17 protein-coding genes are annotated in these 18,623 nt (G+C 39.3%); 12 read left to right on the forward strand and 5 right to left on the reverse strand.

The genetic code is table 11. From position 1 onward, the window contains the following. The first annotated feature begins 131 nt into the window (after positions 1–131). The 3 genes from BW142_RS03820 to BW142_RS03830 are packed head-to-tail and all read left to right on the forward strand — an operon-like array spanning position 132 to position 3,164. Positions 132–1,526, forward strand: coding sequence for a RimK family protein (locus BW142_RS03820; RefSeq protein WP_076923946.1), 1,395 nt, complete (start codon positions 132–134; stop codon positions 1,524–1,526). Between the two features lie 4 nt (positions 1,527–1,530). Next, entirely contained in the window at positions 1,531–2,643 is a 1,113-nt protein-coding gene (locus BW142_RS03825) for a GNAT family N-acetyltransferase/peptidase C39 family protein (RefSeq protein ID WP_076923999.1), read from the forward strand. Positions 2,644–2,651: 8 nt separating this feature from the next. Further along, the gene (locus BW142_RS03830) at positions 2,652–3,164 is read left to right on the forward strand and encodes an MgtC/SapB family protein (RefSeq protein WP_024600291.1); all 513 of its coding nucleotides are present in this window, start codon (positions 2,652–2,654) and stop codon (positions 3,162–3,164) included. Between the two features lie 15 nt (positions 3,165–3,179). On the opposite strand, the gene BW142_RS03835 is transcribed toward BW142_RS03830, so the two are convergent. Together BW142_RS03835 and BW142_RS03840 are read right to left on the reverse strand one after the other, a co-directional pair. After that, the gene (locus BW142_RS03835; protein WP_076923947.1) at positions 3,180–4,406 is read right to left on the reverse strand and encodes an EAL domain-containing protein; all 1,227 of its coding nucleotides are present in this window, start codon (positions 4,404–4,406) and stop codon (positions 3,180–3,182) included. Positions 4,407–4,494: 88 nt separating this feature from the next. Next, the gene (locus BW142_RS03840) at positions 4,495–5,505 is read right to left on the reverse strand and encodes a helix-turn-helix domain-containing protein (protein ID WP_076923948.1); all 1,011 of its coding nucleotides are present in this window, start codon (positions 5,503–5,505) and stop codon (positions 4,495–4,497) included. 126 nt (positions 5,506–5,631) lie between these two features. Here BW142_RS03840 and BW142_RS03845 point away from each other — a divergent pair, with 126 nt between their 5' ends. Further along, a complete protein-coding gene (locus BW142_RS03845) occupies positions 5,632–7,539 on the forward strand; it encodes a beta-ketoacyl synthase (protein WP_076923949.1) in 1,908 nt (635 codons plus the stop codon). 191 nt (positions 7,540–7,730) lie between these two features. Next, positions 7,731–8,756 carry an energy transducer TonB gene (locus tag BW142_RS03850; protein WP_076923950.1) on the forward strand — a complete coding sequence of 342 codons (1,026 nt, stop codon included), beginning with the start codon at positions 7,731–7,733 and terminating at the stop codon, positions 8,754–8,756. Between the two features lie 105 nt (positions 8,757–8,861). Here the strand turns inward: BW142_RS03850 and BW142_RS03855 are convergent, their stop codons facing one another. Further along, positions 8,862–9,278 carry an MgtC/SapB family protein gene (locus BW142_RS03855; protein WP_024600286.1) on the reverse strand — a complete coding sequence of 139 codons (417 nt, stop codon included), beginning with the start codon at positions 9,276–9,278 and terminating at the stop codon, positions 8,862–8,864. Positions 9,279–9,491: 213 nt separating this feature from the next. Here BW142_RS03855 and BW142_RS03860 point away from each other — a divergent pair, with 213 nt between their 5' ends. Beyond that, positions 9,492–11,006, forward strand: coding sequence for a BCCT family transporter (locus BW142_RS03860; protein WP_253188793.1), 1,515 nt, complete (start codon positions 9,492–9,494; stop codon positions 11,004–11,006). 75 nt (positions 11,007–11,081) lie between these two features. Further along, entirely contained in the window at positions 11,082–11,456 is a 375-nt protein-coding gene (locus BW142_RS03865; RefSeq protein WP_024600284.1) for a hypothetical protein, read from the forward strand. Here BW142_RS03865 and fghA read toward each other — a convergent pair. Both fghA and BW142_RS03875 read right to left on the reverse strand, forming a co-directional pair. After that, the gene (fghA, locus tag BW142_RS03870) at positions 11,410–12,252 is read right to left on the reverse strand and encodes an S-formylglutathione hydrolase (RefSeq protein WP_076923951.1); all 843 of its coding nucleotides are present in this window, start codon (positions 12,250–12,252) and stop codon (positions 11,410–11,412) included. The genes BW142_RS03865 and fghA overlap by 47 nt on opposite strands. 72 nt (positions 12,253–12,324) lie before the next feature. Then, positions 12,325–13,446: an S-(hydroxymethyl)glutathione dehydrogenase/class III alcohol dehydrogenase gene (locus BW142_RS03875; protein WP_076923952.1), complete on the reverse strand. Its 1,122-nt coding sequence runs from the start codon at positions 13,444–13,446 to the stop codon at positions 12,325–12,327. 133 nt (positions 13,447–13,579) lie between these two features. Here BW142_RS03875 and BW142_RS03880 point away from each other — a divergent pair, with 133 nt between their 5' ends. From BW142_RS03880 to BW142_RS03900, 5 genes are all read left to right on the forward strand, one after another. Further along, complete coding sequence (locus tag BW142_RS03880) at positions 13,580–14,452, forward strand: LysR family transcriptional regulator (RefSeq protein WP_076924001.1); 873 nt, start codon at positions 13,580–13,582, stop codon at positions 14,450–14,452. Between the two features lie 147 nt (positions 14,453–14,599). Next, on the forward strand, positions 14,600–15,817 hold the full coding sequence (locus tag BW142_RS03885; protein WP_076923953.1) for a lipoprotein-releasing ABC transporter permease subunit: 1,218 nt from the start codon (positions 14,600–14,602) through the stop codon (positions 15,815–15,817). Further along, a complete protein-coding gene (gene lolD, locus BW142_RS03890) occupies positions 15,810–16,508 on the forward strand; it encodes a lipoprotein-releasing ABC transporter ATP-binding protein LolD (RefSeq protein WP_076923954.1) in 699 nt (232 codons plus the stop codon). Before BW142_RS03885 ends, lolD begins: the two co-directional genes overlap by 8 nt. Further along, positions 16,498–17,742, forward strand: coding sequence for a lipoprotein-releasing ABC transporter permease subunit (locus BW142_RS03895; protein WP_076923955.1), 1,245 nt, complete (start codon positions 16,498–16,500; stop codon positions 17,740–17,742). The genes lolD and BW142_RS03895 overlap by 11 nt, the downstream gene beginning before the upstream one ends. 117 nt (positions 17,743–17,859) lie before the next feature. Then, a complete protein-coding gene (locus tag BW142_RS03900; RefSeq protein WP_076923956.1) occupies positions 17,860–18,333 on the forward strand; it encodes a DUF1456 family protein in 474 nt (157 codons plus the stop codon). Positions 18,334–18,623: the final 290 nt, after the last annotated feature.

An 18,623-nucleotide genomic window follows, 5' to 3' on the forward strand; every position in this document is an offset into this window, starting at 1 on the left:
GTACCTGTTAAAGCACCCATCATATTAAGTGATTCGCGCAATGCCCACTTAGTACGATGGGTGTTTCTATTTATAATGCTTAGTATTTTACTAAGCATGCTTTTTATATTTTGACTTAACTAGGAAAAGTCGTGTTTAAAACCTTAATTGTGGTTGATAACAACGAGCAAACGCTTGCTCAATCGTTCGAAAATGTAATTACGTTTAATACCTACTTACGTGATTACCCAAAACAAAATGAACCAAAAACACGCATTATTAATCTGTGCGACTCAAGCCAATACTTGAGCAAAGGTTACTATTGCTCGTTACTTGCTGAGGCGCGCAAGCACCAAGTTTTGCCAAGTGTAAAAACCATAAACGCATTGCGTAGTGGTCAAGCCCCTATGTTAAATGTGGGCCAAATAGATGGCACACTTTACTTTGGTAATACACAAAACGATTTACAATCAAAAGCGGCTAAGTCGGTATTTAAGCAATACCCAACGCCTATTTTATTTGTTGATGAACAGGGCTTGTTGCAACAAGGGTCTTTATCGTCTTTAAGCGAGCAGCAGTACAGCGAATTTGTAGCCAAGCTAGATAACTTTACTAAAACGCAGTGGCGTATTGGCTCAGTGCAACGTCGTTTTAGATGGGACATGGCAATACTTGTTGATCATAACGAAAAAGTACCGCCGAGTGATAAAGACGCTATTGCACGTTTTATTAAAGCCGCCGCTAAACACGGCATTAATGCACAAGCATTAAGCTTTGACGAAATTGATAACATAGCCCAGTTTGATGCGTTATTTATTCGCCAAACTACAGCGATTGACCATCCAACGTACCGCCTTGCAAGCAAAGCGCAAAGCCTGGGTTTAGTGGTTATTGATGATGCTGAGTCTATTTTACGTTGTTGTAATAAAGTGTATTTACACGATGCGTTTAATTATCAAAAAGTGCCAAGTTTAAAAACGGTTGTAGTGGCAGATCAAGCAAGTGAAACGCTTGAGCAATTAGAAGAAGCGTTTACGTATCCGCTTGTTTTAAAAATGCCTGAAGGGTCTTTCTCAAAAGGTGTTTATAAAGTATCAAACCGTGATGAGCTTGAAGCTAAGCTTACAGAGCTGTTTGAATTTAGCGCATTAGTGCTTGCACAAGAATACATGTACACCGAATACGATTGGCGAGTGGGTGTATTAAATGGTCGTGCAATTTATGCATGTCGTTATTTAATGGCGCGTAACCATTGGCAAATTTATAACCACGACGCTAAACGGTTTTTCTCTGGTGGCTTTGAAACATTGCCAACCTTTGAGTTACCAAAAGCGGTGTTAGATGCAGCATTAAAAGCATGTAAAACAGTGGGTAGGGGTTTATATGGCGTTGATGTTAAAGAGCATCAAGGCAAAGCATACGTGCTTGAAGTAAACGACAACCCAAGTATTGATCACAAAGTAGAAGACGGCTATTTGGGTGACGAGCTATACATGATCATTATGGATGAATTTAAACAACGCTTAGAAGCACGAGGCCGTGGGTAATAACATGAGCAACCTTGTTATTCGAAAAGCGCTTAGCAGTGATTTAAATGCACTGATTGACGTTGAAAATGCTTGCTTTAATAACGATAAATTGAGCCCGCGCAGTTTAAAGCGCTGGCTAAGTGCTAAGCATGGTATTTTACTCGTTGCAGAAAATGGCGAGCAAATATGCGGCTATGGGCTAGTGTGGTGCCATAAAGGCACACGTTTAGGGCGTTTGTATTCGCTTGCTGTAAAACCCACAATGCAAGGTAAGGGGATTGCAAAGGCATTGCTTACTAGCCTTGAAAAAGAAACGTGTGAGCACGGGCGTATTTACCTGCGTTTAGAAGTGGCTGTAAATAACGAAGGTGCGATAGGGCTTTATAAAAGTTTAGGTTACAGAGTGTTTGGCCAATATAGCGATTATTACGATGACCACAGTGATGCACTACGAATGCAAAAAAACATTCGACAAACGAGTGAGTTAAAAGTGGCGCGTTTAACGCCGTGGTATCAGCAAACTACCGAGTTTACATGCGGACCTGCTGCACTATTAATGGCAATGGGGGCACTTGAGCCAACAACTGAGCTTAGCCAATCACATGAGTTAGCACTTTGGCGTGAAGGTACCACCATTTTTATGACATCGGGTCATGGTGGTTGTCATCCGTTTGGTTTGGCACTTGCCGCTAATAAGCGTGGTTTTAAAAGCGAGGTAATGGTTAATACCACCGAGCCTTTGTTTTTAGATGGCGTACGCAACGAAAACAAAAAAGTGGTACTTGCCACCGTGCATCAACAATTTGTAGATGGTATTGCACAGGCAAATATACCGCTTACGTATAAAGATGTAGAGCTTGAGCATATTGAGCAGTGGTTAAGTAAAGGCTTTAGTGTGCTGTTATTAATTAGTACATACAGTTTTGATGGTAAAAAATCGCCACATTGGGTGTGTGTTACGCACCTTGATGAGCACTGCGTGTATGTTCACGATCCGTTTTGTGAGCCCGGTAACGATAAACAGCTCGCAATAGATTGCCAATATGTACCTATTGCACGAAGTGATTTTAGTAAAATGTCAGCGTTTGGTAGCCAACGTTTAAGAACAGCGGTGGCTATAGCTAATAAAATATAAGGTTAACAGTGACTTTTTTAGATTTAATTGATGTAGCCCCGTATTCGTGGGCAGCTATTGGTACTGCGGCTTTTTGTGGTGCTATTATTGGTATAGAGCGCCAATTGCGCGGCAAACCTGTAGGCATTCGTACCTCTGCGTTAATAACCTTGGGTACGTATTTGTTTTTATCGACCGCGTTTAATTTACAAGGGGATGTGATAGATCATTCTCGTGTAGTTGGGCAAATAATTACAGGTATTGGCTTTTTAGGGGCTGGCGTTATGCTCGCAAAAGATGGTGCGGTAGTTGGTGTAACCTCTGCTGCAACCATCTGGGTGCTTGCATCAATAGGCGTTATGATAGCGACCGAAAACCTTGGCGCTGCAATAAAGCTCTCGGTGCTGGTGGTCGGTATTTTATACGGTGTAGACGTACTCGAGGCTAAATTTAAAAGCTTAAGCAAAGGCGTACACACTAAAGTAAAAAACTATCAAAAACGCTATTATCGAAAAGAATTTAACGACTCAGAACGCCACTAAAAGTGGCGTTTTTTATTAAAGCCTGACTGTTTGAAAATGAATAGCGTCTTCAAGCGGGGCAGGGCGGCCTATAAAGTAACCTTGCACGTTATCAACGCCTAGCTTTCTCAGCGCACTTAATTCTTCTTGATTTTCTATTCCCTCAGCAACTATTGAGCAATTAATCGCTTTGGCAAATCCGCATAGTGCCTTAGCTAATAAAAACTTTCTACGATCCGTATTTATATTTTGAGTAAGGCTTATGTCTAACTTAATGATATCTGCCTCTAATTCTAAAATATGCTGAAAAGATGAAAATCCAGCACCTACATCATCGATAGCGAGTTTTACACCTCGGTTTCTTAATGGTTGAAGTGCGGTTCGCATCGCTTGGTAGTCTAAAATAGGTGAATGTTCAGTCACTTCTAAAATTATTCTATTACAATCGATGCTTTGTAATACTTTGTCTATTGAGCTTGATAAAATATGCTGAGGTGAAGTGTTGATAGTGATATAAGCTTTTTCATCAAATTTATCCAAGCAATGTAATGTATTTTGTATAGCAAGTATCTCTAATGCTTCTCCTAGACCTAGCTTTTCAGCATCTTTAAACCAAATGTCAGGTGTTTTATAGGGTTCAATAAAAAAGCGTGACAGAGACTCATAACCCGAAAGTTGATTGGTTGATAAATTAAATATGGGCTGAAAATAAATCGTAATATCGTTTGTTTTTATAATATTTTCAATAAGCGACTTTGACTCATTATTTAAAATGTTAGATTGAACATTTTTTTCGATTAACTCCGTAGCTATTTCAGAAATTAACCTAAGAAATGACAAATCTTTATCGTTCAAGGTATTATCTAATATGGTTTTATAACAGCAAAAAGTACCGTAAACTTTACCTGTAGATAAGACAATAGGTACACCTATATACGAGCCAATATTTAGCTTTTCTGTAACTGGCATATTGCGGGTTATAGGGTGCTCAAGGGTATTAGGGATTATTTGTTCTAGCTCGTTATCGGATATTTTTTTACAGTAAGTTTCGCAAATTGGATCTGAGTTACCCACGGATACGCAGGTATTTGTAGTTTGGTTATCTACCACTTTAAAAACGCGATCATTATTGGTGAATTCTGAAATAAACGCAACTTCCATGCTCAAATGTTTTCGTACGAGTGAAAGTAACTTTAATAACTTTGATTCAATAGAAGCATCGCTTTGTGGATCAAAAAGGTGCTTACTAAGTTTATCTTTCATGCAGTTACCTTGGTATGGCATAAATTATATTATTGATAAGAGTATAATTTATGTATAAAAAAATGCCAATTTAGAGTGCAGTCGCTGGTTATCCAAATAACTTTCGTCTAACTACTTTTCTGTAACCACTGGGGGTTTGGCTTAATACTTTTTTAAACACGCGTGTTAAATGCCCTTGGTCGTTATATCCCACTTCTAAAGCCACTTCTTGAATTGATAAATTTGATGATGCTAATAACTCCTTCGCACCTTCTACGCGTAATTGTTGCCAATACTCAATAGGGCTTTGATTAGTAGCTGCTCTAAAACGGCGGGTAAAAGTACGGTAGCTCAAGCTAAATTGGGCAGCGACTTCTTGCAGGTTTAGCTCGGTGGCTAAATTGGTTTTTAGCCAAAACTGAATTTGCGCAATTAGCTCATCGGGGTGACGGTCTACTGCACCTTCTAAATAGCGTTGATCTTCGTAGGGTTTACGTATTTCGTGCGAAAAATTACGCTCTACATGTTGAGCGGCTGCTTTTGTATAGTACTGACTAATAATATGTACGATCACATCCGCAAGGGCATTAAGACTCGCTACGGTATACATACGCTCTGACTGGGTTATAAAAAAGTCGGGTTTTAAACGCACCAGCGGATAGTCATGGCTAAATTGATTGGCGTAGTGCCAATGTGTGGTAGCAGGGTGCCCATCAAGTAAGCCAGCCTCAGCTAATAAGCAGTTGCCAGTACCTACACCAATTATATGACTGCCAGCGCTAAAGCTTTCGCTTAGCCAATCAACTACGTCTTGATTTGTACGTACTACTGGGCGCGGGTTTCGCCAAATACCCGGGACTATAATTAAATCGCTGTAGGGCGCATTAGTTGTTATGCAATCAGGAACTATCGCAAGGCCTGCGCGAGTAGCTATAGATTCTGCATTTTTAGCCACTAAATTTATAGCAAGCGGTCTAAAACTTTGCTTATTAAGGTGGCCTTTAGCAAAGGCCTCGCCGGCTCTTAGCATTTCTATAGGTAACGTTAAACTAGTCACTAATAAATGCGGATATACCGCTATAGCAATGTTTAGTGGTGGATTAGTGTTTTTTTCAGTCATGTAAATGCTCCGACCAGTACCTTTTGGCCTTTTGTGCTGAATATTTGGCTATTAAAGCACAATGTATGGTACGTAATCCATTTAAACTGCGTGTTCATCTTATAACACGTTTTTTAAAGGTAAATTATGACTGCATTACCCGTTATAGTAGGCATGGGTGGCATTAACGCCGCTGGCCGTACTTCTTTTCATCAAGGTTATCGCCGTATCGTGTTAGATAGTTTAAACGCTAAAGATCGCAGTGAAACATTTTTAGGCCTCGCCACACTGATGAATCTAGTAAGCGTTGTAAACGGCCAATTACAAGATACACAAGGTAATAATGTTGAGCAAAGCGACATAGAAGCACGCTTTGGTGAGCAAATTATTGCCGGTACACTTATTCGTAAAATTGAAAAAGAACACTTTGATGCAGATGCCACACCGTGGCAGCAAAAAATGACGCTAAACGCATCAAGCGATAACGCTATTGTGTTTGAAACTCGCGCTCGCGACTTACCGGTACCTGTTCCAACTAGCTGGCAAGTTGAAGAACTTGAAGGCAAAAAAGTAAAAGTAACTATTGCAGCCGACTTAGATGTTAAGCATGACTCAACACGTGATAATCCAATTAAATCTGCAGGGCAATTTCCGACTGGATTTGATCCGTCTGTTATGTATAACAGCCGCTATCAGCCTCGTGGTTTGCAAGCGACTATTTTTGCAGCTACCGATGCGATTAAATCAACAGGGCTTGATTGGCAACACATTATGAATAGCGTAGAGCCAGATAAAATTGGTACCTATTCAGCATCGGTAATTGGCCAAATGGACGACAAAGGCCTAGGCGGTTTAGTTAAAGCACGCCAACAGGGCGACCGTGTTAGTACTAAGCAGTTAGCACTGGGTTTAAATACCATGTCGACTGACTTTATTAACGCGTATGTTACGGGCAATGTGGGAACTACGTTTTCGACCTCGGGCGCCTGTGCTACGTTTTTATACAACTTACGTGCAGCAGTAAACGACATACAAGCAGGGCGTACACGCGTTGCGGTTGTCGCAAGTGTTGAGTGTGCTATTACACCCGAAGTGATTGAAGGCTTTGGTAACATGAGCGCACTTGCAAATGTTGAAGGTTTGCGCCGCTTAGATAACTTATCACATGATGAAGAACCAGATTATCGCAAAAGTAGCCGCCCGTTTGGGGATAACTGCGGCTTTACATTAGGTGAAGGCGCACAAGTTGCTATTTTAATGGATGATGCATTAGCCCTTGAATTAGGCGCTGACATAATGGGCTCTGTGCCGGATGTATTTGTAAATGCAGATGGTATAAAAAAATCAATTACGTCACCTGGTCCTGGTAACTACATTACCATGGCTAAATCGGCTGCTTTAGCAACGAGCCTTTTAGGCAAAGAAGCTTTGCAAGAACGTAGCTTTATTTTAGCGCATGGCTCAAGTACACCGTTAAACCGCGTAACAGAGTCGCTGATATATCACAAAGTGGCACAAACGTTCGCTATTGATAATTGGAAAGTGACAGCGCCTAAAGCCTATGTTGGTCATACTATAGCTCCTGCAAGTGGCGACCAATTAGCGATAGCTCTCGGTGTATTTAGTCACAACATTATGCCGGGTATTACCACAATTGATAAAGTGGCTGATGATGTTTACACCGATCATCTTGATATTCGTAATAGCCATTACGAATGCAGTGAAATGGATATAGCTTTTATAAATTCAAAAGGCTTTGGCGGTAACAATGCAACAGCAATAGTACTTTCACCAAAAGTGACAATGCAAATGCTCGCTAATCGCCATGGCGATGACGTTATGACTAGTTACGCTCAAAAAAATGTAGCAATTAAAGCCGCGCAACAAATGTATCAAGCTCAAGCTGATTTAGGCCAATATGAGCTTATTTACCGCTTTGGCGACGGACTTATTGATGACAATGACATTGTAATAAGCGAGCAAAGTATTCAGTTACCTGGCTTTGAAAAAGCAATTACGTTTAGCACAACAAATTCCTATCAAGATATGTTTTAAGCACACATACTTGTTAGCAAGGCGCTTTTTAAGCGCCTTTTTTAATGCCTAAAATATATGTAGCTATTAGATTATTTTTGTTACCCCCCAAATTTAGCTTATTAATTGAACTTATTTTTTGTGTTTATACTTGCTTTTATGTTGATCGTTTGTTTCTATTATATAAACACTATCTAGGATGGATAAAACCGATGAAAAAACTCATATTAGCGCTTTCTTTAACTTCTGCTTTTACTCAACTTCCTGCTTTTGCAGACGACTTTGTTCCTGCAGAAGTGATTAATAAAAACTACGATCAGCTCACTAATACTTCCTCGCGCGCTTCGAGGTTAGAGGGGATTAACTTAAGCAGTTACGTTGTCGATAAAAGCGGGCAGGTTAGTGATATAGAAATTGTAGCTACGGTCGGGCAAAAAAAGTACCAAAGAGAAGTAATAGATTACGTATCTAAACTAAATTACAAAAGCGCAAAATTAAATGGTGAGACTATACCTGTAGCAAAAACTATTACTGTAAGTTCACAAAATTTACATGTTGGGTTTTCAAACGATAAGGCATCACGTGGCTTTTTTAATGATTATGAGCAAGCTAGTAAATTAATCGATGAAAAGAAATACGATGAAGCTAAAAGCCTTATTGATGAACTAGAAAATGAACATACCAAAAATACGGTTGAAATTGTTTTACTTGCGTGGCTTAAAAGCCAGCACAGTTATTTTGTACAAGATTGGAAGAGCTTTGATCAGCATATCAACGAAGCGTTCTTATTTAGAGGTAACTTACCTGATCAAATTCAAAAACGTGTGATTAAAAATGCTTTACAGTGGTTTATATCAAAGCAAGATTATGTACGAGCCTATGATGCAATAGATGCACTAGGCAATATTGAATCTATAACTTTTACAGATCAAAATAAGGAACAGTTGTTAACCCAAGTGAACGATATTTATAAAAACTCGGGAGATATTGAACAACAATTTAGTTTAGCTTCAGAGCAAGCTGTAATGCCTATGATGTCGAAGTCTGAGGTTAAATTACAATCAGAATTACCACTGAGCAAAGTGCAACTTAGATGCGAAAACAAAGTCGTTGACTATGACACTAATACAATTGATAAAATTGTTATTTCGAAAAATGATTTACGTTGTGGATTATTAATAAAAAGCGCTCAAGCACAAACAATTACACTTAAGCAAAGCGGTGAAAGTTTTTTATAAAAATGTAACTCCCCACATATAAATTATGGGGAGTTATCGTATTAATAAGTATTGGCTATTCAAACAATGCATTGAAATTTTGCTGCAATACTTATTAAAAAACTATCACTTAAACTTTTTTACATACCTAAGCGTTATAAAATTAATAATGGCAAGTAAAATGGCTATTTCGTAACGGCTGTACGCAACAGCAATACCTATTAAGCCCATATTCCAAATACTGGCTGCGGTTGCAGTGCCTGAGGTCGTACGGTTATTTTTTAAAATTGCGCCACCGCCAATAAAACCAATACCAGTAATTATACCTTGCAACATTTTAGATTGAGCTTCTGCACCATCTAAAACCGACATAGCAATAAGTGCATACCCGCATGATGCTACCGCAACAAGCGGAAAGGTTCTAAGCCCTGCGCCATCATGACTACGCTCTCTGTCGTAAGCCATGGGTAGTGCAAGTAGGTAAGCAATACCTAAATGTATTAAATTATCGATGATTTCATTCCACTGTAAATCAATTTCCATTATTGAGCCTGTGCTGGTTAATTTTGTTAATAATAAGCAAACAGCAAGCCAGGGTATAAATGCTTAATAATCAGTGATTTATTTTTTATATCTGCATTTAATAAGAATTATTGAAGAAACTTTTACATGTTTTTATTACTATTTTACGCAATAGTTAATTTGATCTGAGTTTTAAAGCCTCGTATTCTTTTATCCAGACTAAAAGACACCTATGTGAATCTCTTGCCTTTAAATAAAACATTAAGCACACCTACTAAGCTTGAAAAAACAGCCTTACTATTTTGCGTTGGGTTATCTGTTATTGCTTTTTTATTTCCTGAATTACTCACAGAGCACTTACAACCCGCTATTAATAAAATTTTAGGTTATTTAGGGTCGCCATTTTTTATATTGGTAAACGTGTTACTTTTTTCTGTGATAGCTATTGCTATAAGCCCATTAGGGCAACGAAAAATAGGAGGAGCGCAAGCACTTGTTGAGTTTAGTACCTTTGGTTGGCTTTCTATGTTGTTTGCAGCAGGGATGGGCTCAGGACTTATATTTTGGGGAGTAGCAGAGCCTGCACTACACACGGTTAACTCGCCTTTAAAGCAAAGCTTGTATCCCAACCACCAAACAAGTGGTTTGGCGCTTACCTTAGTTAATTGGGGCGCGCATGCATGGGCGCTCTATGCAGTATTTGGCTTGTTATTAGGTGGGCTTACTCGTAATAGTGGTAAAGCGGGCGATATTAGTGCTCCTGTGATCAGTGCAACTAAAGGCGTTATTAATCGGGCTTGGCAGTTACAGCTGAGCTTTAGCATTAAATTAATTGCCATACTTGCAATATTTTTTGGTGTAGTGGGCACAATTGCTAATTCAACTTTATTACTGCGTAAAGGGCTTGAGCTTGAGCTAGGGGTTGAATCGGCTTTACTTTCGGGGTTTATTATTATTTTTTTAATTGCACTGCTTTATACCATTTCTGCAAAGTTGGGGCTTAAAAAAGGCATTCAAACTCTTAGTAAGTTTAATATGTTTTTAGCCTTTGCACTCATAGCATGGCTATTAATTTTTGTGCCTATACAGCCAATTATAGACATAGCGATAGGCGGTACATGGGATTACATTCAGCTTATAACCACAGGTACATGGCAGTTTGAAAGCGTACTTAATGACCCTGCATGGGCAACAGGTTGGACATACAATTACTATTTTTGGTGGTTAGCTTGGGGCCCGTTTGTTGGTGTGTTTTTGGCAAAAATTAGCCAAGGACGGCCGGTTTGGCAATATATTGTAGGTGTTGTATTTGTACCAACCTTTGTGACTATTATATGGTTTAGTGTGTTTTCGGGCTCTGCAATTTCCTGGGATCAAACGCACAATGCAGGCATTTTAGCGGCTATTAAAGCTGATTATACACAAGGGCTGTTTGTATTTTTCGAGCAATTAGGGTGGCAAGGCGGTCTATTAATTTGGTCAAGTTTATTGCTTTTACTCATTTTTGTAGCCACATCAGCAGACTCTGCTGTTTTGGTAATTCGTGAATTAAGTGGTGCAAGTGAAGCTCAAACATGGAGTTTGTATGCTTGGTCGTTTGCACTAGGGTTATGCGCTTTTGTTTTGTTAGTACAAAACAATGAACCATTAAACAGAAGCGTTGCTATTATTGGCGCGCTTCCTTTTTTGATTATTTTTATTTTACAGCTGGTGGGTTTTACAAAAGAGTTTATAAATGAGTTCAGGTAATTATGCCTACATATTTTTACAGAGTTAAAATAAAAAGCGTATACAATTTAGGTAATATTTTGATTAGGATGAATGATGAGAACGTTTATTGTATTTTTGTCAGTTTTTTACCTTTGTGGCTGCACAGTTGCCGGCGCTATTATTGACGGCCAAGCACAATCTCAGGCGCGTAATGATAAAAATAGTATTAGCCCTGCGCAGTCAACACCTTATAAAAACCCACTAGAGCCAGTACCCTCAGATAAAAACGGATTTAACTTTACTGATATGGGATTAAAGATAGATTCGGCTCTTGTTAGCCTAGTAAAAGGGGAAAGCACTACAACGCAAGTATGTAGGCAGGTCACTAAAAGTCTAAAAGAGTGTGTAGAGGTAGAAAAGTCATCTCTACACACTACTGAGTCTAAGCAGTTAAAAACTGATGATGAAATAATAAGTGTTGGTCAATAAAGCTGCTTATAAAAAAGTAGCTATGATCGTAGCCGGCTTGCATTTCAAGTGTAAGCGGGTAGCCTTTTTTATCAGCAATAGCGACTAGGTTTTCTGGCTTAAGTTGCTCTTGTAAAAAGCCATCAGCATCACCCTGACTCACTAACATGGGTAAGTAATTAGCTTGCTCTGCGCTTTTCATTAACTCGCAGCTGTCATATTGTGACCAAAGCGCTTTATCATTTCCTAAATAACCAGTAAATGCTTTTACACCCCAAGGGCATTCAATCGGATTTACAATAGGGCTAAAAGCCGAGGCACTTACAAACGCAGTCGGGTTTTTAAGTGCAACCATTAATGCACCATGCCCGCCCATAGAGTGACCGCTAATTGCTTTTGTGCTTGTTACCGGAAAATGTTGTTCTATAAGTGCTGGTAACTCACTAACAATATAATCGTACATATTAAAATGGGTGTTGTAAGGAGCTTGCGTAGCATTTACGTAAAAGCCAGCACCTTGAGCAAAGTCGTAGCTGTCTTCGTTGGGTACGTTTTCGCCGCGCGGGCTAGTGTCAGGCGCTACAATAGCAATACCCAGCTCGGCAGCTTTTTTAAATGCGCCGGCTTTTTGCATAAAATTTTCGTCAGTACAAGTTAAACCTGATAGCCAATAAAGTACCGGTACTTTATTGGCTTCACTTGCGCCAGGGGGTAAAAACACGGCAAAGCGCATAGTACAATGTGTACTTTGCGAGCTGTGAGTATATTGTTTATGCCAACCGCCAGACACTTTTACACTTGAAATATTTTCTAACATACTTAATCCTTAAAAGCCGTAAACTTAAAAGTATTACGGCTTGTTAATAAGCTATTTTACGAATGTCGTTTATTAGTAATGAATGACTGTACGAATACTTTTACCTTCATGCATTAAATCAAACGCTTCATTAATATCTTCAAGGCCCATTGTATGGGTAATAAAGTCGTTAAGAGCAAATTCGCCAGCCATATAACGCTCTACTATTTCAGGTAGTTGTGAACGGCCCTTAACGCCACCAAATGCACTGCCACGCCATACACGCCCAGTTACCAGTTGAAACGGACGGGTTGATATTTCTTGGCCAGCACCGGCTACACCAATAATTACCGATTCGCCCCAACCTTTATGACAACACTCAAGCGCTGAGCGCATAACATCAACATTACCAATACATTCAAACGAGTAGTCAACGCCACCGTCAGTCATTTCAACAATAACTTCTTGAATTGGCTTGTCGAAATCTTTTGGATTAATTAAATCAGTTGCACCAAGTTTTGTTGCTAAATCGAATTTAGTGGTGTTTATATCAACACCAATAATACGACCCGCACCAGCCATTTTTGCGCCAATAATGGCTGATAAACCAATACCGCCTAAGCCGAATATAGCAACCGTATCACCAGGTTTTACGTTAGCTGTATTTGTTACTGCACCCATACCTGTTGTTACACCACAGCCTAGTAAGCAAATCTCTTCTAAAGAGGCTTCTTTATTTACTTTAGCGAGTGAAATTTCTGGTAATACAGTGTACTCAGAGAACGTTGATGTACCCATGTAGTGGTAAATTGGTTGGCCGTCTTTAAAAAAGCGTGTTGTGCCATCTGGCATTAGGCCTTTACCTTGAGTTTCGCGTACAGCTGAACATAGATTAGTTTTACCTGAAGTACACATTTTACATACGCCACATTCAGCAGTGTATAGAGGAATAACATGGTCCCCAACTTCAACACTGGTTACGCCTTCGCCAACGGCATAGACAACACCAGCGCCTTCATGGCCTAAAATAGCAGGAAATATGCCTTCAGGATCTTCACCCGATAATGTAAATGCATCGGTATGACATACACCAGTAGCGGTAATTTTTACCATTACTTCGCCTTTTTTAGGCATCATTACATCAACTTCCTCAACACTAAGTGGTTGATTAGGACCCCAAGCAATGGCAGCTTTTGATTTAATAAATTCAGACATGTTTTTATTTCCTTTAACTGGCTATTAAAAAATAATTGTAGACCCAATTTGCTTGGGTGATGCGCGTATTGTATTTGTTTCTCAAACAATGATAATCTCTGATTTATTAAAACACTTTTACAGTATGGTAATAATGGCACGCTGGGATGGGATAGATGAGTTTATAGCGGTAGGTGAAGAGAGCAGTTTTACCGCAGCTGCTAAAACGCTAGGGCTTTCGGTTGCGCATATTAGCCGCCACGTTACAGCGCTTGAGCAACGTTTAAATACCCAACTTTTAACCCGTACAACCCGTAAAGTCGTTTTGACCAAAGAGGGTGAAGCGTATTTACATCAAATAAAGCATTTACAATATGCTATGGATGAAGCAACGCAAGGTCTTGCCACGCACCAAACTACACCAAAGGGTAAAATTAAACTCACGGCTCCGGTTATGTACGGGGAAACGTTCATAATGCCTTTAGTGAATAACTTTATGTATGACCATCCTGAGGTAGAAGTTGTTGCCACATTAAGCAACGAGCAAGAAAACTTGCTAGAAGGCGGCTTTGATTTAGCAATAAGGTTAGGGCATCTAAAAGATTCAAGCTTAAAAGCACGCAGGTTAAGTGCAAGGCGCTTTATTATGTGCGCGGCAACACAGTATTTAACTCGATTTGGTGAGCCGCATACTTTAGGCGAGCTAAACAGCCATGAATGTTTAATTGGTAATAGTAGCTACTGGCGCGTAAACGAAAATGGGCGCGATAAACACATCAAAATAGCGGGGCGATTACAGTGCAATAGTGGTTGGGCGCTGGTGGATGGCGCTAAAAAAGGGTTGGGTATTGTACAGTTACCCGATTACTACATTGGCAACGAAATTTCCTCAGGGGAACTGGTCCCTATTTTAACAGCTTATCAACCACAGCAAGAAGGGGTGTGGGGCGTGTATCCACCAAGGCAGTTTGTGGCCACAAATGTACGCGTTTTACTCGATTATTTAGTTAAAGGGCTTAAAACTTAACCACGAGTTAATGGTTAAATACATATTGCTTTAAATATAGCCAAGTATCAGATTTTTAAATTATTTCTTACATTTTACGCCATACCCAAAGGCACTTTTTTCGTGCTACTATTGCTCAATACTTTTAGGATAAGTGTTAAAAATAATATGTTTCAACCGGTTAGCTTATTTATAGGGCTTAGATACAGTCGCTCCTCTAAGGGAAATGCGTTTATATCCTTTATATCGTTTTTTTCTATTGCCGGTATCGCTATTGGTTTAATGGCTTTATTTACGGTCAGCAGTGTAATGAATGGCTTTGAAAATAGCTTAAAAACGAACATGCTAGGGCTTATTCCTCACGTTGAAATAAAAGCGGAAGCACATACCGCTACACAAATGAATGACTTAAAAACCGATCTCGAACAATCTCCCTATGTTGACCATGTAAGCTTGTATCGCCACGGCGAAGCTATTTTACAAACTAATAAAGATTTACACGGCGTGTTACTGCAAGGCCTTTACGACGATAACGGCTCTTTATATAAAATTACCGACAAAATAGTGCAAGGCGATTGGAAAACCGTACTTAACAAAAACTACAGTATTGCTATAAGCCGTTATTTGAGTCGTAAATTAGGCGTTAGCGTGGGTGATAAGCTGCGCGTTATTATGCCTAATGCTTCAACTTATACACCACTTGGGCGAGTACCTAGCCAGCGTTTATTTAAAGTTGCCGCAATATACGAAACCGGCTCTGAAATCGATATGGCACTTGCGTTTACCAGCGGCGCTTCGCTGCAACGCGTGCTTAAGCTCGATAAAAACACCGCCCCTAATTTAAGTATCTCGTTGCACGAACCGTTCGAGCTAGATGAATTTATTGAAGCCAGCCAGCGTATTTTAAACGATCATAATTATAGTGATTGGCGCAGTACCCAAGGTACTCTATTTGCAGCCGTTGCTATGGAAAAGCGCATTATGTCTATGTTGCTTGCCCTCATTGTATTGGTGGCTGTGTTTAATATTGTATCGGCTTTAACCATGATGGTAAGCGAAAAACAAGGCGAGGTAGCCATACTACAAACGTTAGGTTTGACGCCTTCCCAAGTTCAAAAGGTATTTATGGTGCAAGGCTTATATAACGGTGTAATAGGTACTGCAATAGGTGCGTTTTTAGGTGTGATATTTAGTTTGTATATAAATGAGTTACTAGCATTAGTAGGTTTAAACTTACTAGCAGGTATAGAGCTTCCGGTAAAATTTGATATTTTAAGTTTAGTAATAATAGCGTTTGCCAGTATTGCTATGAGCTTTTTAGCTACCTTGTATCCTGCGCGTAAAGCCGCAAAAGTAAAACCAGCAGAGGTATTACGTTATGAATGATTTAGTTATTAGTTGTGAAAATTTAAGTAAAGTTTATCAAGATGGCAGCAACCAAGTTGAAGTATTAAAAGGTGTTGATTTAGCACTTGAGCAGGGCGAAATGCTCGCGATTGTGGGTAGTTCTGGCTCAGGTAAAAGTACGCTTTTACATATACTTGGCACATTAGATACCGCAAGCTCCGGTAGCGCTAAAATTAAAAACCAAGAAGTTGCCAAGCTTTCGCGAACAGAGCAAGCCGCATTTAGAAACCAAAATTTAGGGTTTATCTATCAATTTCATCATTTATTAATGGAGTTTAGCGCGATAGAAAACGTAGCTATGCCATTATTAATTAAAGGTTTAAGTGCAAAAGAGGCCAAAGTACAAGCGCTCGATATGCTCGAAAAAGTAGGCCTTGCACATCGCAGCTCACATAAACCGTCTGCGCTTTCTGGTGGAGAGCGCCAACGCGTGGCTATTGCCCGTGCACTGGTTACAAAACCTGCGCTTGTGCTTGCTGATGAACCAACCGGTAATTTAGATAAACAAAACGCGATTAAAATTTACGATTTAATTAACGAGCTAAACCAAAGTTTAAATACAAGTTTTGTAGTGGTTACACACGATTTAGAGCTTGCCGATAAGCTGGGTAAAATAGCGTATTTAGATGATGGAAAACTAGCTATTAAAGAGTCGCAGTATGTTGCTTAGTGCATTTTTAAGTAAACGTTTTAGAGCCTACTCGGGCCATAAAGACGAAAAAAACGGCTTTGTTAGTTTTATCGCTAAAGCATCGACTATTGGTATTTTATTAGGTGTCGCGGTTTTAATTGTGGCGCTGTCTGTAATTAATGGCTTTGAGCAGCAACTAGTACACCGCTTACTAAGTGTTGTACCGCAGATTGAATATGTAGCACCAAGTAGACCCATCGCGAATTGGTCGCAAAAGGTTGAGGATTTACAAACACAACCGCATGTAACAGGGGCTGCGCCATTTATTGCTGTAAATGGGATGGCGCAATATAAAAGCCAGTTGAAAGCAGTTGAAATTCGTGGTGTAGAGCCATCGCTCGAGAGTAATGTATCGGCGGTAAACCAGTTTACCAGTGGTAAATTAGTGAGCCAGTTAGGCTTTGATGACGTTATATTAGGCAAGCAAATAGTAAAACAGTTAGATGCCAAAGTAGGCGACAACATTACGTTACTTATTCCGCAAATTAGTCAAAAAGGTCAATCATTATTAGCGCCTAAACGCGTAACACTTAATCTTGCAGGTGTTATAGAAATGGGCGGGCCGATTGATAGTACCGCTGCGTTTATACATATTAACAAAGCGCAGCAAGCATTGGGTTACGACGAGACTCAAGTCACAGGGCTGCGATTAAGTGTTGATGATGTATTTTCAGCGCATCAAATAGCGTTAAAAGTGGGCCAAACTATTGACGACTATGTGTATATTTCTAGTTGGTTTAGAACGCAAGGCAGCCTGTATCAAGATATTCAAATGGTACGTACCATTGTTTATATTGTGGTGTTTTTAATTATTGCAGTAGCTAGTTTTAATATTGTGTCTTCCTTGGTGATGGAAGTGCGCGAAAAACAAGGCAATATTGCTATTTTAAAAACCATGGGCGCGAAAGACAGCACTATTTTAGCCACCTTTGTAATGCAGGGCTTAATGCAAGCATTTGTAGGCGTGGCACTAGGAACACTAATTGGAGTGGTATTAGCGCTTAATATAAGTGAGCTTTTTACGTGGATAAGCCAATTATTTGGAGCTAATCCACTTGAGGGTGTTTATTTTATAGAGTTTTTACCAAGTAAATTAGTACTTGAAGACATTGGTATTACAGTAATTGTTACGTTTGTGCTTGCGATACTTGCAACTATTTATCCTGCATGGCAAGCAACGCGCGTAGATCCTGCCAAGGTACTAGGTAACTAGGTATATGAAGCTTAAATAAAAATTAATAGGGTGGTATTAGTAAACCTGTTAAACTAGGTGCTTATTTAAAATTAAGCAATAACCGCTTGGTTGCTATACCTCACTTTGGGATTTACTTTGACTAATAACGATATTTTACGCCGCATTCGCTACACTTTTAACTTAACTGATACTGCTATGGTCAATGTTTTTGCATCAGCAGAGCATGCTGTTACCAAAGAGCAAGTAATTGCATGGTTAACTAAAGAAGGTGAAGAGGCTTTTACCCCAATAAGTGATACTGAGTTTGCTAGCTTTTTAAATGGGTTTATTAATACCCAACGTGGCAAACGCGAAGGTGAGCAGCCAGAGCCTGAGAAAAAGCTAAATAACAATATTATTTTTATGAAGCTACGTATTGCTTTAAACCTGAAAGCAGAAGATGTTATAGCAACACTTGCACTTGTTGATTTTGATTTAAGTAAACATGAGTTAAGTGCGTTTTCTCGAAAAGTAGATAACAAACATTACCGTGTTTGTAACGATCAAATATTACGCTTGTTTTTAACCGGCGTACAAAAGCAGCACCGCCCAGAAGAGTCTGCTGAGTAACTGGTTTTAGCTAGTTAGCTTTTAGTTAATGGGTTTTTTGCGAGCGCAATGCAGTATAAAGCCCATTAATTGTTATATTTTTAAACAAACCCACACCTAACCTAATACTTCTAAAATTCCCTTTTACAAACATTACAATTTAGCTTGTACGAATACTTGCATACAGCTGTGAATTTAAATTCATCTTTAATAAATAAAAATCAAGATTCCAATCAAAAATAATTCAAGTGCTGCACGTTAAACATCTTAACTTTCCATGCTAAGGTAACAGTTAATTATATTAAATTAAG

This window comes from Pseudoalteromonas sp. EB27 (assembly GCF_001974875.1).
Classification (GTDB): domain Bacteria; phylum Pseudomonadota; class Gammaproteobacteria; order Enterobacterales; family Alteromonadaceae; genus Pseudoalteromonas.